Annotated in this window: 20 protein-coding genes; 3 read left to right on the top strand and 17 right to left on the bottom strand. The window is 64.8% G+C overall.

What is annotated here, in order from left to right:
* Window positions 1-443: 443 nt before the first annotated feature.
* Window positions 444-1,202, bottom strand: coding sequence for an SIR2 family NAD-dependent protein deacylase (locus LLJ08_RS11490; RefSeq protein WP_228207061.1), 759 nt, complete (start codon window positions 1,200-1,202; stop codon window positions 444-446).
* Window positions 1,203-1,463: 261 nt separating this feature from the next.
* Between LLJ08_RS11490 and LLJ08_RS11485 the strand changes: the two genes are divergently transcribed.
* Window positions 1,464-2,795, top strand: coding sequence for an oxygen-independent coproporphyrinogen III oxidase (locus LLJ08_RS11485; protein ID WP_228207060.1), 1,332 nt, complete (start codon window positions 1,464-1,466; stop codon window positions 2,793-2,795).
* A 14-nt stretch (window positions 2,796-2,809) separates the two neighbouring features.
* Here LLJ08_RS11485 and LLJ08_RS11480 read toward each other — a convergent pair whose 3' ends face one another.
* From LLJ08_RS11480 to LLJ08_RS11440, 9 genes are read right to left on the bottom strand one after another with little or no spacing between them, the layout of a single operon-like run.
* Window positions 2,810-4,306 carry a methyl-accepting chemotaxis protein gene (locus LLJ08_RS11480; protein ID WP_014820391.1) on the bottom strand — a complete coding sequence of 499 codons (1,497 nt, stop codon included), beginning with the start codon at window positions 4,304-4,306 and terminating at the stop codon, window positions 2,810-2,812.
* 43 nt (window positions 4,307-4,349) lie between these two features.
* Window positions 4,350-5,627 carry an SAM-dependent methyltransferase gene (locus tag LLJ08_RS11475; RefSeq protein WP_023443719.1) on the bottom strand — a complete coding sequence of 426 codons (1,278 nt, stop codon included), beginning with the start codon at window positions 5,625-5,627 and terminating at the stop codon, window positions 4,350-4,352.
* Window positions 5,614-6,414, bottom strand: a complete 801-nt coding sequence (locus LLJ08_RS11470; RefSeq protein ID WP_180982700.1) for a DUF1365 domain-containing protein — start codon at window positions 6,412-6,414, stop codon at window positions 5,614-5,616. Before LLJ08_RS11470 ends, LLJ08_RS11475 begins: the two co-directional genes overlap by 14 nt.
* Window positions 6,415-6,425: 11 nt before the next feature.
* Window positions 6,426-7,673: an NAD(P)/FAD-dependent oxidoreductase gene (locus tag LLJ08_RS11465; RefSeq protein ID WP_221103822.1), complete on the bottom strand. Its 1,248-nt coding sequence runs from the start codon at window positions 7,671-7,673 to the stop codon at window positions 6,426-6,428.
* A gap of 2 nt (window positions 7,674-7,675) precedes the next feature.
* The gene (locus tag LLJ08_RS11460) at window positions 7,676-8,443 is read right to left on the bottom strand and encodes an SDR family NAD(P)-dependent oxidoreductase (protein WP_228207059.1); all 768 of its coding nucleotides are present in this window, start codon (window positions 8,441-8,443) and stop codon (window positions 7,676-7,678) included.
* The gene (locus LLJ08_RS11455; RefSeq protein WP_228207058.1) at window positions 8,440-8,868 is read right to left on the bottom strand and encodes a nuclear transport factor 2 family protein; all 429 of its coding nucleotides are present in this window, start codon (window positions 8,866-8,868) and stop codon (window positions 8,440-8,442) included. The genes LLJ08_RS11460 and LLJ08_RS11455 overlap by 4 nt, the downstream gene beginning before the upstream one ends.
* On the bottom strand, window positions 8,865-10,295 hold the full coding sequence (phrB, locus tag LLJ08_RS11450; RefSeq protein WP_228207057.1) for a deoxyribodipyrimidine photo-lyase: 1,431 nt from the start codon (window positions 10,293-10,295) through the stop codon (window positions 8,865-8,867). The genes LLJ08_RS11455 and phrB overlap by 4 nt, the downstream gene beginning before the upstream one ends.
* Window positions 10,292-11,227 (bottom strand): MerR family transcriptional regulator, encoded by a 936-nt coding sequence (locus LLJ08_RS11445; protein WP_228207056.1) that lies wholly within the window; start codon window positions 11,225-11,227, stop codon window positions 10,292-10,294. Before LLJ08_RS11445 ends, phrB begins: the two co-directional genes overlap by 4 nt.
* 2 nt (window positions 11,228-11,229) lie before the next feature.
* Window positions 11,230-12,189 (bottom strand): YbgA family protein, encoded by a 960-nt coding sequence (locus LLJ08_RS11440; RefSeq protein ID WP_228207055.1) that lies wholly within the window; start codon window positions 12,187-12,189, stop codon window positions 11,230-11,232.
* A 332-nt stretch (window positions 12,190-12,521) separates the two neighbouring features.
* Here LLJ08_RS11440 and LLJ08_RS11435 point away from each other — a divergent pair, with 332 nt between their 5' ends.
* The gene (locus tag LLJ08_RS11435; protein ID WP_228207054.1) at window positions 12,522-13,424 is read left to right on the top strand and encodes a TIGR01777 family oxidoreductase; all 903 of its coding nucleotides are present in this window, start codon (window positions 12,522-12,524) and stop codon (window positions 13,422-13,424) included.
* Between the two features lie 80 nt (window positions 13,425-13,504).
* On the top strand, window positions 13,505-14,530 hold the full coding sequence (hemH, locus tag LLJ08_RS11430) for a ferrochelatase (protein WP_228207053.1): 1,026 nt from the start codon (window positions 13,505-13,507) through the stop codon (window positions 14,528-14,530).
* A gap of 41 nt (window positions 14,531-14,571) precedes the next feature.
* On the opposite strand, the gene LLJ08_RS11425 is transcribed toward hemH, so the two are convergent.
* The 7 genes from LLJ08_RS11425 to folE all read right to left on the bottom strand — a co-directional run bounded on the left by LLJ08_RS11425 (window position 14,572) and on the right by folE (window position 21,298).
* Complete coding sequence (locus tag LLJ08_RS11425) at window positions 14,572-17,229, bottom strand: EAL domain-containing protein (RefSeq protein ID WP_228207052.1); 2,658 nt, start codon at window positions 17,227-17,229, stop codon at window positions 14,572-14,574.
* Window positions 17,230-17,406: 177 nt separating this feature from the next.
* Window positions 17,407-17,847, bottom strand: a complete 441-nt coding sequence (locus tag LLJ08_RS11420) for a PAS sensor domain-containing protein (protein WP_014820379.1) — start codon at window positions 17,845-17,847, stop codon at window positions 17,407-17,409.
* Window positions 17,848-18,081: 234 nt separating this feature from the next.
* Window positions 18,082-18,609 (bottom strand): DUF3833 domain-containing protein, encoded by a 528-nt coding sequence (locus LLJ08_RS11415; protein WP_228207051.1) that lies wholly within the window; start codon window positions 18,607-18,609, stop codon window positions 18,082-18,084.
* Window positions 18,606-19,844, bottom strand: a complete 1,239-nt coding sequence (locus LLJ08_RS11410; protein WP_228207050.1) for an MFS transporter — start codon at window positions 19,842-19,844, stop codon at window positions 18,606-18,608. Before LLJ08_RS11410 ends, LLJ08_RS11415 begins: the two co-directional genes overlap by 4 nt.
* The gene (locus LLJ08_RS11405) at window positions 19,841-20,359 is read right to left on the bottom strand and encodes a chalcone isomerase family protein (protein WP_101275667.1); all 519 of its coding nucleotides are present in this window, start codon (window positions 20,357-20,359) and stop codon (window positions 19,841-19,843) included. Before LLJ08_RS11405 ends, LLJ08_RS11410 begins: the two co-directional genes overlap by 4 nt.
* A 10-nt stretch (window positions 20,360-20,369) precedes the next feature.
* A complete protein-coding gene (gene folX, locus LLJ08_RS11400) occupies window positions 20,370-20,741 on the bottom strand; it encodes a dihydroneopterin triphosphate 2'-epimerase (RefSeq protein ID WP_014820375.1) in 372 nt (123 codons plus the stop codon).
* On the bottom strand, window positions 20,741-21,298 hold the full coding sequence (gene folE / locus LLJ08_RS11395) for a GTP cyclohydrolase I FolE (protein ID WP_014820374.1): 558 nt from the start codon (window positions 21,296-21,298) through the stop codon (window positions 20,741-20,743). The genes folX and folE overlap by 1 nt, the downstream gene beginning before the upstream one ends.
* Window positions 21,299-21,394 lie beyond the last annotated feature (96 nt).

Below are 21,394 nucleotides of genomic sequence, written 5' to 3'. Positions count from 1 at the left end.
CTTTCCTCAGTCGAGCTGCTGCGGCACTGGGCCGGCAAAACGCAAAAAGGCGCCTGGAGCTGGTATCAGCTCCAGGCGCCTTTGCCTGGTAATTAGTGGTGTGTGGGGTGGTCGGTCAGGCCTCGTTGCCTGCTACACCCGGTCCCGCGCCTGTTGGCTTGACGGTCGCCGCTGACCGTCTGGGACGTCCTGCCGCGAGGCGGCAGGTGTTGTCAGGGTGGTTGCAGGTTGTATGCCAGCTTGTCCGGCAGCATGGATTTGCGGCTGTAAGGCGCGCGATTGCGCGGTGTTGCGCGGTGCCTGGTCGCTCGGATGCTGAGCGATCAGCCTCCGTGACTGCGACCTGAGCGCGGCAGGCTTGAACCAGAACAGTGCGGCGGTGCGCGCACGATCCCCGCTTTGGGGCGATCAGGTCCCGAGGCAGGGCGCAGATTGTTTCTGCATCAGGCGCCAAACGCCTCGCGGAGCAATTCGGGCAGTGCCTTGCCGGCGGGCAGCGCAAGCAGGTGTTCGCGGTCGCTGCCGGGTGCCTCGCCCTGTGGGTTGATGTGCACCACGGTGGCACCGGCGTCGCGCGCTCGGTGAGGCACTTCAGCTGCTGGGTAGACCACGCCGGAGGTACCGACCGACAGTAGCAGGTCGCATTCGCCGGCCGCCTGGAACGCGGCACTGAGTGCAGCGACGGGCAGGCTCTCGCCGAACCAGACGACGCCAGGGCGCAGTCGTCCGCCGCAGTGGCTGCATCGAGGCGGTTCGAGGCGACGACCACCTTCGGGCTCGTCGGCAGCCGGCAGCGGTTCGGCTGGCTCGCGGGCGCAGGCGAAACAGCGCGGTCGGTGCAGGCTGCCGTGCAGGTGAATGACATCCTCGCTGCCGGCACGCTCGTGCAGGTCGTCGACGTTCTGCGTGATCAGCGTCAGTTGCGGTACGTGGCGCGCGAGGTCGGCGATGGCCAGATGAGCAGGATTCGGCTGGGACTGGAGGACGCGCATGCGCCGCCATTCATACCAGCCCCAGACCAGCGCCGGATCGCGGCGAAACGCTTCGGGTGTGGCCAGCTCGCCCGGATCGAAACGCTCCCATAAACCGGTCAGCGCGTCGCGGAAGGTCGGGATGCCGCTCTCGGCGGAAACGCCGGCACCGGTGAACACGACGACATGGCGCGCGGAGCGCAGGGCGGAAATCAGGGACGCTGGAATCACGTTCGGGCTCCGGGGTGCATGGATGGCGCACTATCAATACCATCGTGCTGCGGGCTTTTTCAAAACGTCGGCTGGTCGAACGGCGTTCGCGAGGGGCGGTTGTTCAAGCAGCACATCGTGTTTCGCGTCGGAGTTCTGACCGTCCGGCTGCTCGCCGTGGCCATCTGTCACCTACTTGACGGACGTCAACGTCGCCCGCAGCGGCTCGCGGATGATGCCGCGTAAAGCAACAGACGCGATATTCGCAGCCGGGAGGCTCTCATGCTTGGCTCAGTGACCTGGGACGACGCGCTGGTACAACGCTACGGACAGATCGGGCAGAGGCACTGCACCTATCCGGCTGCGGCCGATTTCAGCGACCGGATCGCCCCGCTGGATCTGCTGCGTGCGTTGCGCGAGGGGCGTCGCGCCGGCCGCCCGCTGTCGATATCCATTCACCAGCCCGGTGGCGTCGAGCTGCAGCCTGGCGAGGCCGCGGCCTATCAGCTGCGGCTGCACCGCGAGATCGAACAGCTCGGTTGCCATGCCGGGCCGCTGCAGCAGGTCGAGCAATTGCGGCTGAGCACCGGCACGCTGGGCATCGCCGCGTTACGAGAACTGATGACGCTGCTCAGAAGCCGTTTCAGTTTCGTCGATTCCCATGCCGGCAGCTTTCTCGCTGAAGTCGAGCTGGCTCATGTCGACTGGCCGCTGATTGGCGCGCTGCACGAGCTCGGCTTCAACCAGCTCAGCGTCGCGGTGCCCGATCTGCGCGCGGACGACGGCAGCACGGTCGAATATTTCCGCAGCTCGGCGCGCATCCGCGCGGTGATCGAAGCCGCCCATGCGTTGCATTACCGCTCGGTGAATCTGGATCTTGGCTACGGCAGGTCCTGGCAGACGCCGGCCAGCTTCGCGCGCAAGTTGGCGTCGATCATCGAGCTGGCGCCCGATCAGGTGACGATGTTCGATTACCGCGACGCGCCTCTGGTCGCTTCCAATCCCGCGCGCCTCGGCCTGGCTTCGGTGGCCGATACGCTGGCGATGTACCGCCATGGTGTCGAGCAGCTCAGCGCCGCCGGCTACCGCTACATCGGGCTGGGCAAGTTCGTCCTGCCTCACGACGATCTGGCGATGGCTCAGGAGATCGGCGCGCTGCACCACGATATCCATGGCTACACCCTGCACGGTGAATGCGATCACCTGGGGTTCGGGGTGGGCGCGATAAGCCGGGTCGATGGCCTTTATTGTCAGAACGCCAGCACCGCGCAGGCCTATCAGCAGGCGCTCGACCAGGACCAGCTACCGAGCATTTGCGGTCTGCACGCCAGCCATGTCGATCCGCTGCACCAGTTGCTGCTCGAACACCTGCGCTGCACCTTCGCGCTGGATTTCGACGCGCTCACGCTGCATAGCGGCGTGGATGTGCGGCAGCGTTATGCGCGGCATTGGCCCGCGCTGCAGCAACTGCATGTCGACGGGGTGATCGTGCTGGACGACAGCGGGCTGGAAATCCCGCGCCACGCTCGGCTACTGGTGCCGGCGGTGTGTGCGGCCTTCGAACAGCCAAACGCAATGGCGATTGGTCATTCGGCCGGGCGCCGGCGGCGCTGACTGGCTCCGCCGCTTCACCGCACGGTGAAGCGGCTGCTGAGGCTGCCGAGGCGACCGGCCAGCTCGTGCAGCTGACGACCATCGTTATCCAGCTCGCTGGCGTCCCCTGCGTTACGCTCGGCGACCTGCTGCACGCTCTGCAGATGACGCCCCATATCGGCTGAAACCGCGGTCTGTTCGTGGGTCGCGGCGGCAATCATTTCGTTCATCTGGCTGATGCCCTCGATCTCGCTGGCGATGGCGTCCAGCAGGGCGGTGGTGTCCTGGCTGCTGCTCACGCAACGGGCCACGCTGTCGCGGCTGTTCTGCATCGCTTCGGTGGCCTTGCGACTGCCTTGCTGCAGGCGGCTGATGATGCCCTGGATCTCGGTGGTGGAAGCTGCGGTCTTCTGCGCCAGATTGCGCACCTCGTCGGCGACCACGGCGAACCCGCGACCCTGTTCCCCTGCTCGTGCGGCCTCGATGGCGGCATTGAGGGCGAGCAGGTTGGTCTGTTCGGCGATGGTACGGATAACCTCCAACACGCGGTCGATCTGCTCCGATTGCGCCGCCAGGTCCTGAACCACGCGGTCGGTGCCTTCGATGTGTTCGGCAAGGGTGCCGATCTCGCTGCGCACGCCGCTGACCGCGCTGCGGCCCTGGCCGGCCTTCTGGCTGGCACCCTGGGCAGCCTGCGCCGCGCGATCGGCGTGGCCGGCGACGTCATCGATGGCTACGGTCATCTGCTGCATGGCTTCGACCATGTAGGCAGTCTCATCCAGTTGGCGGCTGGCACCGTCACGCAGCTGGCGGGTTGCCTCGCTGAGGTTGGCAGCGGTGCCGCCCAGCCCCGCGGTGTCGCGTACCACGGCGCCGACCAGATCGCCCAGCTGGTCGAGCAGTTGATTGAAGCGCTGGGTGACCGGCCCGCTGACCTGGCTGCGGTAGCTCAGATCGATGCGTTCGGGACGCGCGGTGATGGCGGCGGCAGCGCCGAGCAGCGCTTCGCCTTCGCGGGCCTCGGCGGCGGCACGGATTGCCAGATAGACCAGGATTGCGCTTTCCAGCACCACGTAGAACGCATGCAGGAATACCTCGCCCCAGTTGCCATCGGGCATCAGGAATACGTCGGTGCCCTGTTGTTGCAGGGCGAAAAAGCTCAGGTGGTGCACGGCGATGGTCAGTGCAGCGACCACGATGGGCAGCCAGTCGCGGTAATACACCAGAAACGCCAACAGGGCGAAGATGCCGAAATGCATCTCCAGCATGCCGTGTGCCTGGTTGATATGCAGCGCGGAGAACACCATGAATGCGGCGCCGATCAGGCAGCGCAGCAGACGTTGACCAGGGATCAGCATGTACAGCGCAGTTACCGCCACGCCGGTCAGCCCGCCGATGACCAGTGCTTGCGCCCAAGTGCCATGGAAAGCCGCCACGCCGAACGAGTAGGCGACCAGAAACCAGATCACACCCAGCATGATGCGATCGGCCTTGAGGTAATGCGCTTGCAGCGTGACGCTTTCGCTGTTCATGGATGACTCCGGGTGAAAGTCCGCACTCCTGTTATCGGGCGCCTCATGCCGCGCTTGATCCGTCGTAGAGCGGTTTCCGACGAGCGCCCGGTTTGGCCAGCAGCAGCTGTGCGGTGCCGATGGCGCGCTCGATGAAGCCGCCCTCGCAGTAGCACAGGTAGAACTCCCAGAGCCGGTAGAAATAGTCGTCGTAACCGTGGCGCTCCAGCTCGCCGCGGGCGCGGCGGAAGTTCTCGTGCCACAGGCGCAGGGTGCGCGCGTAGTGTTCGCCGAAGTCCTCCATGTGCAGCAGGTTCATGTCCGAGTCGCTGGCTACGATATTGAGCATGCGCTGCATGGAGGGCAGGGCACCGCCGGGGAAGATGTAGCGCTGGATGAAGTCGACGCTGCGGCGCGCCTGTTCGTAGCGCTGGTCGCGAATGGTGATGGCTTGCAGCAGCATCAGCCCGTCGTCCTTGAGCAGCCGCGAGCACTGTCGGAAGTAAGTCGGCAGGAAGTCGTGGCCGACCGCTTCGATCATTTCGATGGACACCAGCTTGTCGAACTGACCGTCGAGATCGCGATAGTCCTTGAGCAGCAGGGTGATGCGGTCCTGCAGGCCCTGTTCTTCGATGCGCCGCTGGGTGTAGGCGAACTGTTCGCGCGACAGCGTGGTGGTGGTCACCCGGCAGCCACGGTGGATGGCGGCATAGAGCGCCATGCTTCCCCAGCCGGTACCAATCTCCAGCAGATGGTCCTCGGGCTGCAGGTCGAGCTTTTCGCAGATGCGTTCGAGCTTGTGCAGCTGGGCCTGTTCCAGATCCTGTTCGGGGCTGGTGAACATTGCCGCCGAGTACATCATGGTCGGGTCGAGAAACTGCTCGAAGAGCTCGTTGCCGAGGTCGTAATGGGCGGCGATGTTGCGCTGTGAGCCGCTGCGGGTGTTGCGGTTGAACCAGTGCAACGCCTTGATCACCGGCTGGCCGAACAGCGCCAGGCTGCCGCGCTCGATGTTGTCGAGCACGTCCATGTTGGCGACGAACAGGCGGATCACCGCGGTCAGGTCCGGGCTGTGCCAGTAGCCGTGAATGTAGGCTTCGCCGGCGCCGATCGAGCCGCGCGCGGCGATCAGGCCCCAGGCGGCACTGTCGGTTATATGAATTTCTGCCTTGAGCGGGCTCGCCAGATCGCCGAACTGCTGGCAGACATCGCCGTGTTGCAGTCTCAGCAACCCGTGGCGCAGGTGTTCGAGCTGATTCAGCACGGTACGGCGCAGCAGGCTGCTGGCCAGTCCCATGCCCGCCAGCGGACGGACTTTGACGGTCAGGCTAGGGCTCTTCATGGCGGGCTCCGGTGGGTTGCGTGACGGCCAGCCCGTACGCCGTGGTAGCGGGCTGATGGGTGAAGATCGGTGTGCGCTTGAGCAGCAGGCGCAGCGCCTGCCAGTAGATGGCGAGCAGGGTCTTGGCGGTCATCCAGGGGAAGCCGAGCAGGTAGCGGTGCACCGCGCCGCAAGTCAGCGCCTGGCGTTGCAGACCGAGGGTGGCGTCAAACAGCTTCTGCTCGCCCTGCCAGTCCTCCATGTGCACGCCGATGCGTCGTCCCGGCGGGTTGAAGCGCATGCGGTATTCCAGCTCGCCGGGCAGGAACGGCGAGACGTGGAAGGTCTTCGCCACCGTGCAGCGCAGGTTGCGATTGCCGGATGCCGGCAGCACGTAGTGATAACGCTCGCGCCAGGGGGTGTTGCTGACTTCGCAGAGCACCGCGGTCAGCTGTTCCTGTTCGTCGAAGCAATAGAAGAAGCTGACCGGGTTGAAGCACAGCCCCCAGCTGCGCGGCTGGGTCAGCAGGCGCACGGCACCGGTGACCGGCCGCCCGAGGGCTTCACTGACCCGCTGGCGGACCGCGTCGGCCAGCGCGATGCCCTGGCTGGTGTATTGCGGCAGGTAGTCGCGCTCGCGGAAGGAAAATGCGGCGAAGCGGGCACGCCCACTCAGGGGCGAAAGCCCGAGCACGGCGTCCTGTTCGGCCAGGTCGAGGTACAGCAACCCCATGCGATAGCTGAACGCATGAGCCCGCGGCGCGAAGCGCCGGTGCTGCACCCAGCCGCTGTACAGCGCGCTGTGCACGATGGCGCTGCTCACAGCGACTCTCCGAAGGCGGCGGCGACGCGCAACGCGCTGACCACACCGTCCTCGTGGAAGCCATTGCCCCAGTAGGCACCACAAAAGTAGCTGTGCCGGGCGCCGAGGAGTTCGTCGGCACGGGTCTGCGCGGCGATGCCGGCCAGGCTGTATTGCGGGTGGGCGTAGGAGAAGCGCGCGAGGATCAGGTCCGGATCGATCGCTTCGCTCTGGTTGAGGCTGACGCAGAAGGTTTCCGGCGACTCGATGCCCTGCAGGATGTTCATGTTGTAGGTCACCGCGGCCTGCTGCGTGGTCGGCCCACCGAGGCGGTAGTTCCAGCTGGCCCAGGCGCGGCGACGCTTGGGCAGCAGGCGCGTATCGGTGTGTAGCACCACGTCGTTTGCGGCGTAGCCGATGGCTCCGAGGATCTCTCGTTCGACCCGGCTCGGTTCGGCCAGCAGGCTCAGCGCCTGGTCGCTGTGACAGGCGAAGATCACCTTGTCGAAACGCTCGGCACCGGCCGGGCTCTGGATCGTTACGCCGTGCTCATCGCGCAGCACCTCGAACACCGGGCAGTTGAGACGGATGTGCTGGCTGAAACCCCGCGTCAGTGGCGATACATAGGCGCTGGAGCCGCCTTCGACGACGTACCACTGTGGGCGATCGCTCACCGACAGCAGCCCGTGGTTCTTGAAGAAGCGGATGAAGAATTCCACCGGGAATTCCAGCATGTCGGCCAGCGACATCGACCAGATCGCTGCGCCCATCGGCACGATGTAGTGATCGATAAAGCGCTGGCTGTAGCGGCCCAGCTCGAGATAGGTACCCAGGGTGACGTGGGCACCGAGGCGGCCGTGCTTGTAGTCGTCAAGCGCTTCGCGGTTGAAGCGCAGGATGTCGCGGATCATGCCCCAGAACGGTGGCGAGAACAGGTTGCTGCGCTGGGCGAACAACGTGTTGAGATCGTGGCCGTTGTATTCCAGGTCGCTGAGCGGATCGCTCACCGAAAAGCTCATTTCGGTCGGCTTGTAGCGCACTCCGAGCTTGTCCAGCAACTTGATGAAGTTGGGGTAGGTCCAGTCATTGAAGACGATGAAGCCGGTGTCCACCGCGTAGTCCCGGCCGTGCAGACGGAAGTCCACGGTATGGGTGTGGCCGCCGATCCAGCTGGCCGATTCGAACACCGCGACCTGGTGCTGACGGGACAGCAGATGCGCACAGGTAAGTCCGGCAATACCGCTGCCGATGATGGCGATTTTCATGGTTATCCTTCCTTGAGAGGCGTACGCGCCAGTCGCCGGCCGAGGGCGAATTGCAGGCGTGCGGGCAGCAGTGAGAGCAGGCGCAGTACGGCGATGAACGGCGCCGGAAACGCGATGTGCAGCGGGCGGCGTTCCAGCCGTCGGGCGATCTGCCGTGCGGCCTTGTCCGCCGGCCAGCTCATTGGCATGGGAAAGTCGTTGCGACGGGTCAGCGGTGTATCGACGAACCCCGGGCTGACGAGGGTGACGTCGATGCCTTCGTTGGCCAGATCCAGACGCAGCGATTCGAGCAGGTAGCGCAGCGCCGCCTTGGATGCGCCGTAGGCCCCGGCACGCGGCAGCGGCAGCCAGGTCACCGAGCTGCCGACACCGACCAGATGCGGGCGCACCCCTTGGCGCAGCAGTGGCAGTGCCGCCTCGATGCAGTAGCCGACGGCGAGCACGTTGGCGCCCATCACGCGCTCCAGCAGCGCCGCGTCGAATCGGCCGGCATCGATGTATTCGCAGGTTCCGGCATTGAGGATTACGCTGTCCAGCGCGCCCCATTGCATCTGGATGGCGGCGCCGATGTCGCGCACCTGTTCGCTGTCGGTGAGATCGCCGGGCAACACCAGCACACGCCCCGGGTAGCGCCGGGCAAAGGCCTGCAGCGGCTCGGCGCGGCGTGCCGACAGCGCCAGGCAGTGCCCGTCGGCGAGCAGCTGACGTGCCAGTTCCAAGCCGATGCCACTGCTGGCGCCGGTCAGCCAGATACGTCGCGAGAGGTTCACGCGAGCCTCCGCTGCAGCCAGCGAATGGCCGTGCCGAGCAGGGGCACATGCTGATAGAGCAGGGCACCGGCATCGAAGTAGTCGCGGTGACGGACGACCTTGCCGGCGCCGTTCCAGCGCAGCAGCGAGCAGCCTTCGAGGCTGATCAGCTTGCCGCCGTTCAGCCGCGGATGTCGGTAACTCATGATCCAGCGCAGATAGCCCTGGCCGTCGCATACCTCGTCGTGGCTGATGAACTCGAAATGCAGATGCTCGACGTTGGCATACAGCTCGCTGAAATAGCGCTCCAGCTCGACGAGCCCGCAGACCTCATGCAGCGGGTCGGTGAAGTGCACGTCGGCGCTGTAGAGGTCGCGCAGGCGGTCGAGATTGCTCGCGTCGAGGCGGGCGAACTCGCAGGCGAAAGACTGCAGGAAGCCGCTCATGCTTGCGCATCCGGCAGGTTGCGGAAGGCATCCAGCGCCCGCGCCCGGCTGGCGCCGAGGTCGACGATGGGGGCGGGGTACTCGGTTACGCCGAACAGGCTGCGGTGCGCCGACGGGTTATGCACGTCGCGCCTGCTCAGGTGCTGCAGCTCGGGAAGCCAGCGGCGCAGGAACTGCCCGTCCGGGTCGAAGCGTTGCGACTGGCTGATCGGATTGAACAGGCGGAAGTAGGGCACCGAATCCGTGCCGGTGGACGCGCTCCATTGCCAGCCGCCATTGTTGGCGGCCAGGTCGCCGTCTATCAGGTGGCGCATGAACCAGCGCTCGCCCTCACGCCAGTCGATCAGCAGGTTCTTGCTGAGGAACATGGCGACGACCATGCGCAGACGGTTGTGCATCCAGCCGGTTTCCTGCATCTGGCGCATGGCCGCATCGATGATCGGAAAGCCCGTGCGGCCCTGCTGCCATGCTTCCAGCTCGTACGGCGCGCGCCGCCAGGGCAGTGCCTCGGTTTCCGGGCGGAAGGCGCGGTACATGGACACCCGCGGATAGCCGACCAGGATGTGCTTGTAGAACTCGCGCCAGAGCAGTTCGTTGATCCAGGTGGTGACGCCGGTGCTGCCGCTGTCCAGCTCGCCCTGGTTGTAGCCAAGCGCCGCGTGCAGGCACTGGCGGATGGAAATGACGCCGGCGGCGAGGTAGGCCGACAGCTGGCTGGTGCCGGGCTCGGCGGGCAGGTCGCGGCGCTGGTGGTATTCGTTCAGGTCGTCCTCGACGAACGCTGCCAGGCGGCGTTGGGCGAAGGCTTCGCCGGCTGGCCAGAGCGCGCGCAGATAGTCCGTGGGTCGCGGAAAACCGGTGACCGTCGTGGGTATCGCGTCACTGGTGATACCCAGCGGCGCCTGGGCCGCAGGCACCGGCTCGCAGGCTGGCAGCGATACGCTCAGGTGGGCGAGGCAGGCCTTGCGGAACTGGCTGAACACCTTGAAGTAGCTGCCCGACTGCGTCTGTACGCTGCCCGGAGTGAACAGCAGCTGGTCGAGATGGCCGCGCACGCTGATGCCGGCCGCTTCCAGATGCGTGGTAACTGCCTGATCGCGGCGCTGCTCGTTTACCCCGTACTCGTCGTTGTAATGCAGCCGCTGCACGCCCTGTTCGCGGCAGACCTTCAGCAGCGCGTCGGGTACCGCCTGCCAATCATCGACCTCGCGAATCAGCAGCGGGACGTTGAGCGCGCCCAGCCGCGTCGACAGCTCGGCGAGGTTACGCAGCCAGAAGTCGACTTTGCAGGGGGCATCGTCGTGGGCGAGCCATTGGCCCGGAGTGACCAGATACAGCGCCACGGTAGGGCCGCAAGCCATCGCAGCCGCGAGGGCGGTGTTGTCGCTTGTGCGCAGATCGCTGCGCAGCCAGAGCAGCTGGGTCATGACGCACTCCCTTCGCTACCGGGCAGCAGGCCGGCGCCATGCAGCTGCTGCAGGGCGCCGAGGGGACCCTCAGCGAGCATCAGCCCGCGATGTCGGTGCAGCTCGGGTGCATGGATATGAACGGCCGGCCCGGCCACACAGAGCGGCGCGACGCTTTGCACGATCAGACGCGGCAGGTCGCGTTGCAGGCAGTTGCCCGGCAGGCTGTTGCTCGCATAGAGCAACAGGGCGCGCGGCAGGATGCGCTCCATCGCCAGGTTCAGCTCGTTTAGCGGTACCGGCCACTCGACGACTTCAACTGGGCAGTCGGTGCTGGAGACGAGCCAGGCGGTCAACCACAGACCGGGTGCGAAGGACTCGTTATCCAGATTGGCGAGCAACAGCGGACGCCCGACCTGCTGCCGGTTGTTGAAATAGATGCGCGTCGCCAGTTTGCTGCGCAGCCAGGAATGAACCAGCGCCCGCTCCACCGCTGCACCGTACTGGCCCTGCCAGCGCTGTTCGAGTGCCTCGAGCAGTGGATGCAGCAGGTGCTGGCAGAGCGTGCGCGGCGGATACAGCGCCATGGCCCGGTTGAAGGCATCGTCCAGGCGTCGTTCGCTGAGGTGGTCGATGGCCTGCAGCAGCTCTTCGAGCAGCTCCGACCACTGGTTCTGCCTGGGCAGCTCCGGCGGCGTGGTGGTGTCCAGCAGCGGCTTGATCTGGCTGACCGAAACGCCGCGATTGAGCCAGGTGAGGATGTCGCGGATGCGCTGGATATGTGCTTCTTCGTACAGCCGATGACCCTTGGGCGTGCGCAGCGGGACGATCAGCCCGTAACGGCGCTCCCAGGCACGCAGGGTCACGGCGTTGACGCCGGTGATGCGCGCCACTTCGCGGATCGGCAGGAGGCCGTCGGCCGTCAGCTGCGTCAGGTCCGTTGATTCATTCATGTTCAGATTCCGTTGCGCAGGCTGAGGGTTTCGGGATGCGGCTGCATGTAGGCCTGGCGTGCGACGTAATGATCGGGATGCCGACGGAAGTGGTGCTTGAGCAGGGTCAGCGGCACCACCAGCGGAATGACGCCGGCGCGATACTGATCGATGAGGTGGCGCATCTCGCGGCGGTCCTCCGCGCCAAGCGCGTCCTTGAGGTAACCGCTCAGATGCAGCAGCACGTTGCAGTGGGTACCGCGGGTGGCCGGCTTCTTCAGCGCCTGCATCAGCAGGCTGAAGTACTGCGGTGCGAACTCTTCCAGCGAGTGTTCCGCCAGTTGCGCGACCAGCCGGCCGAGCACCTTGTACTGCAGCGGGTTGCTCGCCATCAGCTGGTACTTGTAGCGCGAGTGGAAATCGACGATGGCCCGGCGGCTGAGGCCGGCCTGGCGCAGGCGCTGCCAGTCGGCATGGGCATAGACGCGGGTGAGGAAGTTTTCGCGCAGCACGGCATCGTTCAGTCGACCGTCCTCTTCGACCGGCAGATCCGGACAGGCCTGCATCAGCGCCTGGGCGAACACGCCGCTACCACCTCCGGGCTGGGTATGGCCGTTGGCGGCATAGACCTTGACCCGCTCCATGCCGCAGGACGGCGATTTCTGCATAAGGATGTAGCCGTTGATGTCGTGCAACTGCTCGGCGATCTGCCGACCGTAGGCGGCGAGGGCTTCGGTGACATCCAGCTCGGGACGTACGGTGCCGACAGCCTTTGGTGCGTCGGTGTCACCGACCAGGCGGATCGGCTCGCGAGGTGTGCCAAGGCCGATGGCAACCTCCGGGCACACCGGCACGAACTCGAAGTGCTGCGCCAGGGTTTCGCTGCACAGGCGTGATTCCTTGTGGCCACCGTTGAAACGCACCGGATTACCAAGCAGGCAGGCGCTGATTCCAATCTTGGGCGTGGGGAGCTTGGTGTGCATGATGGCGACCTCGTCTTGTACAAGTTGGTTTTCTGTACAACTTGTGGCCATCATAATCTTGGTATTGTACAAGTCAATACATGATGTACAACTAAGTGCATAATCCTGTACAAATATTGTCAGCGAGTGGCTTTGGATAGTTGTCGCCGCGTACGGAGGGGGGTTTTGGTGGCTGAGCGATCTACAGCGCTTGTCGGCCGGCCTGATGTGCGCCATTGGCTCAGCTGAAGCGGTGGCGTGAAAATGCTGTACGGTTCATGTGCCTGTGTATAGGTGTATGCTTTCAAGCAAGTCGTCAAACCCGCGCAATGGCTGCGCGCCAGGAGCTCACCATGAACATCTTGTTGACGGGCGGTACCGGGCTGATAGGCCGCGCGTTGTGTCGGCGCTGGCTGGCGGACGGGCATCGGCTGTGGGTATGGAGTCGCACGCCGCAACGCGTTGCCGCGTTGTGTGGTGCCGAAGTGCAGGGTGTGGGCAGCTTGCAGCAGCTGGATGCCGTGGCGCTGGACGCGGTGGTCAATCTGGCCGGCGCCCCCATCGCCGATCGGCCATGGACCAAGTCGCGCAAGGCGTTGCTTTGGGACAGTCGGGTCAAGCTCACCGAACAGCTGGTCGAGTGGCTGGGCCGGCGCGAGCAGAAACCGGCGCTGCTGATCTCCGGTTCCGCTGTGGGTTGGTACGGCGACGGTGGTGAGCACCGCCTGACCGAAGCCGATCAGCCGGTCTCCACCGATTTTGCCAGCCAGCTATGCAATGCCTGGGAAGAGCGCGCGATGGAGGCAACAGTGCTGGGAATGCGTGTGGTGCTGGTGCGTACCGGGCTGGTGCTGGCGCGTGACGGCGGCTTTCTCCAGCGGTTGCTGCCGCCATTCAGGCTTGGTTTGGGCGGGCGCATCGGCGATGGTCGACAATGGATGCCGTGGATTCATATCGAAGACCAGATCGCCCTGATTGATTTTCTTCTGCGCCAGCCGGCGGCAAGCGGGCCTTACAATGCCTGTGCGCCGGCTCCAGTGCGCAACGTCGAGTTCACGCGCAGCCTTGGCCGCTGCCTGCATCGCCCAACGGTATTGCCAGTCCCGGCAGCGGTGCTCAAGCCCCTGCTCGGCGAGTTGGCCGGATTGCTGCTCGGGGGGCAACATGCGTTGCCGCAGAGGGCCGAGGCGGAAGGTTTCCGCTTCCGTTTCAACGATCTGGATTCAGCCCTGGCCGACCTATTGACGCCCCCCTGAAGGGTGCGCCCTGTGTGAAAATAGCGCGCCCCCCGCTTGGGGTACGGCGCAACCTTAAAAACAGTAGTCAGGAAAGTTGCATGACAGAGCAGGCGTTGTTGTTGGTCAATCTGGGTTCGCCGGCCTCCACGGAAGTCGCTGATGTACGCCGCTACCTCAACCAGTTTCTGATGGATCCGTACGTGATCGATCTGCCGTGGCCGTTGCGGCGCCTGCTGGTCTCGCTGATCTTGATCAAGCGCCCCGAGCAATCGGCGCATGCCTACGCCTCGATCTGGTGGCCGGAAGGTTCGCCGCTGGTGGTGCTGAGCCGCCGTCTGCACGAGGCGGTACGTCCGCACTGGACGCAGGGCCCGGTGGAGCTGGCGATGCGCTACGGCGAGCCCTCCATTGAGACCACGCTGACGCGTCTGGCCGGGCAGGGCATCACCCAGGTCACCCTGGCGCCGCTTTATCCGCAGTTCGCCGACAGCACCACGACGACGGTCATTCAGGAAGCGCGCCGGGTCATCCGCGAGCGCGGACTGTCTCTGCAGTTGTCGATCCTGCAGCCGTTCTACGACCAGCCGGAGTACCTCGACGCGCTGGTCGCCAGTGCCAGGCCGCATCTGCAACAGGATTTCGATCATCTGCTGCTGAGTTTCCACGGGCTGCCCGAGCGTCACCTGCACAAGACCGATCCAACCGGCGCGCACTGCCTGAAGAGCGATGATTGCTGCCAGCGTGCCGAGGGCGAGGTACTCGCCAGCTGCTACCGCGCGCAGTGCATGCGCACCGCCGCCGGCTTCGCGGCGCAGGCCGGGTTGCGTGACGATCAGTGGTCAGTGTCCTTCCAGTCGCGCCTCGGCCGCGCCAAGTGGATCGAGCCCTACACCGAGACGCGTCTCGACGAGCTGGCGCAGCAGGGCGTGAAGAAGCTGCTGGTGATGTGCCCGGCTTTCGTCGCCGACTGCATCGAAACCCTCGAGGAGATCGGCGATCGCGGTCGTGAACAGTTCATCGAGGCGGGTGGCGAGGAACTGGTGCTGGTGCCCTGTCTGAATACCCACGAGGATTGGGTAAAGGCGCTGGTGACACTCTGCGGGCGCGCGCCTCTGGCGCTCTGACCGCAGGCTCGGGGACGCATCGCGCGGCGATGCGTCCCACGTCAGGCTGTCACGCCGTCGTCCGCCTCGGTGGCGCGAACCAGCTCCTCGAAGGCATCTGCCGATAGCGGTCTGCCGAACAGATAACCCTGATAGCGATGGCAGCCATTGGCGAGCAGCATCCCCCGTTGTGGCTCGCTTTCGACGCCTTCGGCGATGACCTCCAGGCCCAGGCCGGTCGCCAGTGCGCAGATGGCCCGGACGATGGTCAGGCTGCTGCTGTCGTCCGGCAGGCGGCGAATGAAGGTCTGATCGATCTTCAGCTGATCCAGCGGCAGCTGCTGGAGATAGCTCATCGAGGAATAGCCGGTACCGAAGTCGTCGATGGCGAAACGGATGCCGTGCTGCTTGAGCCGCGTCATGCGGGCGATCGCTTCGGGCATGTTGTCCAGCAGCAGCGTTTCGGTCAGCTCCAGCTTCAGCCGGGCCGGATCGGCACCGCTCCTTTCCAGCAGCTCGAGCACCCCCTCGACGAAATTGTCCTGGTACAGCAGGTGTGCACTGAGGTTGACCGAGAGGCTGAGGTGGGCGAATTCCGGCGTTTCGGCCCAGCGCGCCAGTTGTGCGCAGGCCTGGGCCAGCACCTGTTGATCGAGAGTGTGGATCAGACCGGCGTGTTCGGCCTGCGCGATGAATGCCGCCGGAGTAAGCAGACCGCGCAGCGGGTGCTGCCAGCGCACCAGCGCCTCGGCGCCAATGATGCCTTCGGTCTGCTCCAGCTGCGGCTGGAAATTGAGTATGAATTCGCCGTTCTTCAAGCCCAGGCGAATCTCTTCCTCCAGACGCAACCGTTCCTGCACGGCCAGCTGCATGCGCGGGTCGAAGAAGCGCAGGGCGTTCTTGCCGGAAATCTTCGCTTCGTACATCGACATGTCGGCGCGCTTCATCAGCTCGTCGCTGCTGCTGGCTTCGGCACCGAACAGCACCACGCCGATACTGGCGCTGCTGTACAGCGCGAGATCGGCCAGGCGATACGGCCGATCCAGCGAGTTCAGCAGCTTCATGCCGATGTGCTCGGCCTGGCCCGCCGCGCGTAGCGGGTCATCACCGAGGTTCTCCAGCATCACCACGAACTCGTCGCCACCCAGGCGCGCCACCGTGTCGCTGGCGCGCACCTCGGCATGCAGACGTTCGGCGGCGATGCGCAGCACCTGGTCGCCGGTCTGGTGCCCGTGCAGGTCGTTGATGTTCTTGAAGTTGTCCAGGTCGATGAACATCAGCGCGCCCAGCTGATTGCCGCGGCGGCTGGCGGCCATGGCCTGGTGCAGGCGGTCGAGCAGCAGCCGGCGGTTGGGCAGACCGGTCAGCGGATCGTAGAACGCCAGATTATGAATTCGCTCTTCGGCCGCCTTACGATCGGTGATGTCGGTAAAGGCGGCGACATAGTGAGTCACTTCTCCGAGCGCGTTGCGCACCGCGCTGACGGTCAGCCATTCGGGAAATATCTCGCCACTCTTGCGCCGGTTCCAGATTTCGCCTTCCCATACGCCGGTGGTTTCAATGCTCGACCACATGCTGCGATAGAACTCCGGGCCGTGCTTGCCGGACGCGAGCAGAGCGGTGGTCTGACCGATGGCTTCGGCGGGGCTGTAGCCGCTGATGCGGGTGAAAGCCCGGTTGACCCGCAGGATGCGGTTCTGCGCGTCGGTAATCAGCATGCCCTGCTGCGATTCGAAGGCGATGGCGGCGATCCTGCGCTCCAGCTCGGTGTTCACCCGTTCGGTGATATCGCGGCTCAGCCAGACCACCGCACGCTTCTGTCCTTCCGGCTGCTCCAGCGGCAGCGCGCGGCCTTCGAACACCTTGAGGCCACCCTGAGTCGGCAGGCAGTATTCGATCAGCTGCGGAACATCGCTGTTCAGCGTCAGCTGGATGAAGTCGAGGAAGCGACGTTCTTCCTCTTCGGGCATGACGTCGTGCAGGCGGCGACCGAGCAGCTTGCCCGGATCGTCATATAGCAGGCTCCGTTCGGCGCAGAGGATTTCCAGGTAGCGGCCATCCTCGTCGAGCACCATGAGCAGATCGGGCATGGCCTGGGTGATGGCGCGCAGCCTAGCTTCGCTGAAGCGCAGGGCCTGCTCGGTCTTGTCGCGCTCCAGCAGATCCTTGAGCAGGACGCCGAGGGTCGCGGTGGCGATGGGCAGCGCCAAAAGCGCTGGCAAGGCGACTTCCCGTACCGCGGCGGCGGCAAGGCCGCTGGGCAGCAGCAGTGCGATCAGTCCCACGGCGCAGAGGTGCAGCAGCAGGCCGAAGGCGAGCAGTTGCCAGAAGCCGATGCCGACCAGGCGCTTGCGATATGCACAGCAGTAGGCGAGTCCGAGCGCGATCGGCAACACCACGTTCGCCAGCCCCGGTACCACACCGGGCCCGCCCAGCCAGAGGCGGTAGGCGCCGGCCAGGGTGCCGGCGATCGTGGCCACCAGCGGCCCGCCGAACAACCCGGCCATGCTTAGCACCACGGTGCGCGCATCGAGGATGATCCCGGTGTGGCCGACGCTCGTGATCAGCATGCCGATGATGCAGGCGCTGCCGAACCAGAGTCCGGCGAGCAATTGAGCAGAGAGCTGACCGCTCCGGTTCCAGCTGCGGGTGGTAAAGGCCAGCAGCCAGCACAACGCGAGCAGCATGACCGCGTTCTGTACGACGGCATTGAGAGTCAAGACAGAATCCTAGGGCGCAACCGCCCACTGCAGGATGGTGAAATGGCGATTTGCCAGTATCCCATATCCACCGCTACCGAGTAACGGCACTTAGGTAGGGTTGTCCGGGTACTTGAGGGCGCAGCGCTACCCCATCGTTGAGCCAATGGCCCGCCGGACGCGGGCCGGGCGGCGTGCTCAGTTCTGCGCGAGCTTCGCCTTCAGTTCGCGAATCTCGGCTTCCAGCGCTTCGACACGTTGCAGGGCATCGACCTCGGCGGTGACGTTCTTCTGGATGCCGATGAAGTAGGTCAGCTGATCGGCCTCGTTGAACACCGGCGTGATGGAAAGCTCGTTCCAGAACGGTGTGCCGTCCTTGCGGTAGTTGCGGATGATCTGGCGGCACGGCTGGTTGTTCTTAACCGCCTCGCGAATGGCCTGCAGGGCCGGCTGGTCGCGGTCCTCGCCTTGCAGGAAGCGGCAGTCGCGGTAGAGGATGTCGTCGACCGCATAGCCGGTCAGCCGCTCGAACGCTGGGTTGGCGTAGATCAGGATGTTGTCATCGCCTTCCTGTTCGGCGACCACGATTCCGTCGTTGGAGGCTTCGATAACCAGTTGCAACAGCTTGGCATTGATCATGTCACGACATCCTGAAAGGGCATGCCGCGCATTCTAGAACAACTTGGACCGTTCGGTGCCTTGCAGGTGCCATCAGTGGCCTGTTTGGCAAGTTCAGTTTGTCAATTTCGCGCCGATGGCCCCGATACTGCGTTGCTGCTCCTCTATAGCCCGCTATGACTCGTCGCAGCGCCTTGTCTCGGAACCATGGTCATCCGAACGTGCCTCAACCAACTCACCCCACAGGCCACCCGCTCATTCGTTGCGTTTGCGGAAGAACAGGGTGACCTGTCCCACCTCCACGCCAAACTTGCTCATGAACGAACGGTTGGCCAGGGTGTTCTCGTCGATCAGGTACATCCAGTCGTCCAGGTGCACGTCGTAAACCTTGTCATCCACCGGCAGGCTGAGCACGTAGCGCCAGCGCAGGGCATTGCCGGCCACTTCGCCAACGGCCTCGCCGACCACGTCTGCAGCCGTGCCGCGCCAGTGCCCCGGGTGTTCCTCGGTCAGCGTCCAGACGCGTTGCTGGGTAGTGCCGTCGCTGTAGCGAAAGTGTTCGTCGAGGATCAGCTTGTCGCCATCGAGGCTGCCTTCGATCTTGACATGAAAGCGCTTGACGACCTCGCCGGAGCGCTTCTGGAACATGCCCCAGGCATCCACCGTGCCGACGAAATACTTGCGCAGATCAAGCGTCGGCTCCTCGTCTCGGTAATGCTCGACATCGACGGCGGTGCAGCTGAGCAGCAGCAGGCAGCAAGCCAGAATCAGTACCTTTTTCATGGTTTCGTTTCTCCGCAGGGCAGGGAAGTGAGCAGCCGCGCCGCCAAGAGTTTCAGCAGGCAGGGCAGGCCGGCGTAGACCAGCGCAAGGTTCCAGCCGGCGGCGGTGCCCGGTTGGTAGTCGCTCAACGCCAGCAATGGCAAAGCCAGACCGGCGAGTGCCAGCGCCAGCTTGGCGAGAAAGCTCCACAAGCCGAAGTAGGCGGCGGTGGAATCACGGTCCTCGACTGGGATGATGTCGGCCAGCAGCGCGGGTGGCAGAGCCAGATCGGCTCCGAGGGCAAGGCCGGACATCATGCAGACGCCGGCATAGGCCCAGGCCGAGCCCGGCTCCAGCAGCACCGCCCAGATAAAGGCGGCGCAGGCGGTGAGCATGCCGATCCGCCAGCTGCGTCGTTTGCCGATGCGATCGGCCAGACGGGTCCAGAGCGGCAGGCCCAATGCGCCGCTGATGAAGTACAGCGCCAGGAACAGCCCGGTCAGTCGCGCCAGTTGCAGGCGGTCGGCGATGAAGAACAGCGCCAGGGTGGCCGGAATCGCCACCGCCACGGCATTGATGAAGTAGACGCCCGCCAGGCGCCGGAACGCAGGGTTGCGCAGGGGCAGTCGCCGGCTGCTGGTTTCGGTACGCACGGTGCGGTGGGGGCGTGGGGCGCCGAACAACAAGGTCGCCGTGCCGGCTAACAGCAGCACGGCGAAGGTGGCAGCAAAGGTCGCCAGCGCCGTCGCCATGCCGTATCGGGTCGCCAGCACGGTAGGCAGCACGCTGGCGAGCACCACGCCGAACAGTCCGGCACCTGCGCGCCAGGCGGCGACTCGGGTGCGGGTATCCGGCTGGTCGGAGAGGCGCGCGCCCCAGGCCAGATAGGTAATGTTGATCAGGCTGTGCAAGGTATAGGTGAGCGCCAGCAACGCGCCGAGCCACGCGGCTAAGCCGAAACTGCCTAAGTTGCCGGGTGGGAGCAGCAGTGCCGCCATCGCCAGGCTAAGCAACACAGCCACGCCGCCGAGCAGAATGGTCCAGCCACGTGGTGAGCGGCGATCGATAAGGCGGCCAAGCCAGGGGTCTTGCACGGTGTCCAGCAGGCGGGCGAGAAACAGCACGGCGCCGGTCAGCGTCAGGCCGAGGCCAAGATCGACCGCATAGAAATTTGGCACCAGCACATAGATCGGCAGCATCGCCATCGCCAGCGGCAGGCCGAGCATTCCATAGGCTGCCAGCGCCGGGCTTTTCATCGCTGGCCCAGCAGGTTTCGCCGCAGCTTCTGGTCGCGGCTGCGCGGGTCGAGCCAGATGGCGAAGAAGGCGTCGGCGAACGCAGCGTCGGCGACCTCATGCTGCAGGCGGTCATTCACGTAGAAGCGGCAACCGCGCCCGGGCAAGAAGACGCCAGTGATTCGGTCTCCCGCCTCTACATCGACGAAGGCCTGCTGCATGTCTGCGCGCCAGCGGCGCAGCTGTTCGGCATCGAGCGGCTCGCCGGAGAGTCGCTGAATCTCTTCCAGGCTGGTGCGCACCAGGTCGTCGCGGCTGATGGAGCGGTGATAGGTCAGTTCCAGCGCGAACGCCGTACGGGCTTGCAGCGGCGCGGTTTCGCTCCACAGGCGCGCGTCATAGATGCGCAATCCGAAGAAGCGCAACTGGCCTTCGCCAATCAGTCGCGCCTGTGGCACGGCTTCGCGCCAGCTCGCTGCTGCGATCAGCGGGATCAGCGAAAGCAGGCTGGTGAGCACGACGCGGCGGATATTCACGACATCGTGCTCAGCGACTGCCGGCGAGGGTGATCGAGACCGAGTCGGCAAAGCGCAGCGCGTGGGGCTTGTCGACTTCCACCTCGGCGTAACTCACCGCAGGATGTGCCATCACCAGGTCGAGGATTTCCTGGGTCATGCGCTCGAGCAGGGCGAAGCGGTTCAGCTCCACATGGCGAATGATCGCCTTGGTGATGGTTCGGTAGTTGAGTGCCTGCTCGATGTCGTTGTCGCGCACCGCCTCGACCGCCGGGTAGAGGATGCTCAGGTTGATCAGCACGTCCTGGCGGTTGAGGATCTCGTCCTCGTTGATGCCGATGTAGGTGCGCAGGCGCAGATCCTTCACCCGGATGCGCGCCATGCCAGGTTCCAGGCGCGGCATTACTGGCCCCTCCCGATCAGCTGTAGAAATTCCATCCGTGTGTTGCAGGAGCTGCGGAAGGCCCCGAGCATCACCGAGGTGTTCATCACCGAGTTCTGCTTCTCCACGCCGCGCATCATCATGCACATGTGCTTGGCCTCGATGACCACCGCAACACCAGCGGCGCCGGTGACTTCCTGAATGGCTTCGGCGATCTGGCGGGTCAGGTTTTCCTGGATCTGCAGGCGGCGGGCGAACATGTCGACGATTCGCGCAATCTTCGACAGGCCCAGCACGCGCCCGGTGGGGATGTACGCCACATGGGCCTTGCCGATGAAGGGCAGCATGTGGTGCTCGCACAGGGAGTACAGCTCGATGTCCTTGACGATGACCATCTCGTCGTTGTCCGAGGCGAACAGCGCGCCGTTGACGATCTCTTCCAGGCTGCGGTTGTAACCGCCGCACAGGTATTGCATCGCCTTCGCCGCGCGTTGCGGCGTGTCGCGCAGACCTTCACGCTCCGGGTTTTCACCCACCCCGGAGAGTATTTCGCGGTAATGACCAGGCAGATCGTTCATGACGGTTCCTTTTTTGCGCCGGGCGCTGTTGCGTGGAGGGGGAATGCTGTTGCATCGATGAGGGATGCGATAAAGCTATACGAATATTGCTTCTTG

It is taken from the genome of Stutzerimonas chloritidismutans, from assembly GCF_020783375.1.
Lineage (GTDB): Bacteria > Pseudomonadota > Gammaproteobacteria > Pseudomonadales > Pseudomonadaceae > Stutzerimonas > Stutzerimonas kunmingensis.
This window is presented reverse-complemented; position numbering and strand designations above follow the sequence as displayed.

Bases quoted from the DNA above. Each gene is read 5' to 3' on its own strand.
- LLJ08_RS11485 (WP_228207060.1), top strand. From the start codon at position 1,464: ATGCTTGGCTCAGTGACCTGGGACGACGCGCTGGTACAACGCTACGGA.
- LLJ08_RS11480 (WP_014820391.1), bottom strand. From the start codon at position 4,306: ATGAACAGCGAAAGCGTCACGCTGCAAGCGCATTACCTCAAGGCCGAT.
- LLJ08_RS11475 (WP_023443719.1), bottom strand. From the start codon at position 5,627: ATGAAGAGCCCTAGCCTGACCGTCAAAGTCCGTCCGCTGGCGGGCATG.
- LLJ08_RS11465 (WP_221103822.1), bottom strand. From the start codon at position 7,673: ATGAAAATCGCCATCATCGGCAGCGGTATTGCCGGACTTACCTGTGCG.
- LLJ08_RS11455 (WP_228207058.1), bottom strand. From the start codon at position 8,868: ATGAGCGGCTTCCTGCAGTCTTTCGCCTGCGAGTTCGCCCGCCTCGAC.
- phrB (WP_228207057.1), bottom strand. From the start codon at position 10,295: ATGACCCAGCTGCTCTGGCTGCGCAGCGATCTGCGCACAAGCGACAAC.
- LLJ08_RS11445 (WP_228207056.1), bottom strand. From the start codon at position 11,227: ATGAATGAATCAACGGACCTGACGCAGCTGACGGCCGACGGCCTCCTG.
- LLJ08_RS11440 (WP_228207055.1), bottom strand. From the start codon at position 12,189: ATGCACACCAAGCTCCCCACGCCCAAGATTGGAATCAGCGCCTGCCTG.
- LLJ08_RS11435 (WP_228207054.1), top strand. From the start codon at position 12,522: ATGAACATCTTGTTGACGGGCGGTACCGGGCTGATAGGCCGCGCGTTG.
- hemH (WP_228207053.1), top strand. From the start codon at position 13,505: ATGACAGAGCAGGCGTTGTTGTTGGTCAATCTGGGTTCGCCGGCCTCC.
- LLJ08_RS11420 (WP_014820379.1), bottom strand. From the start codon at position 17,847: ATGATCAATGCCAAGCTGTTGCAACTGGTTATCGAAGCCTCCAACGAC.
- LLJ08_RS11415 (WP_228207051.1), bottom strand. From the start codon at position 18,609: ATGAAAAAGGTACTGATTCTGGCTTGCTGCCTGCTGCTGCTCAGCTGC.
- LLJ08_RS11410 (WP_228207050.1), bottom strand. From the start codon at position 19,844: ATGAAAAGCCCGGCGCTGGCAGCCTATGGAATGCTCGGCCTGCCGCTG.
- folX (WP_014820375.1), bottom strand. From the start codon at position 20,741: ATGCCGCGCCTGGAACCTGGCATGGCGCGCATCCGGGTGAAGGATCTG.
- folE (WP_014820374.1), bottom strand. From the start codon at position 21,298: ATGAACGATCTGCCTGGTCATTACCGCGAAATACTCTCCGGGGTGGGT.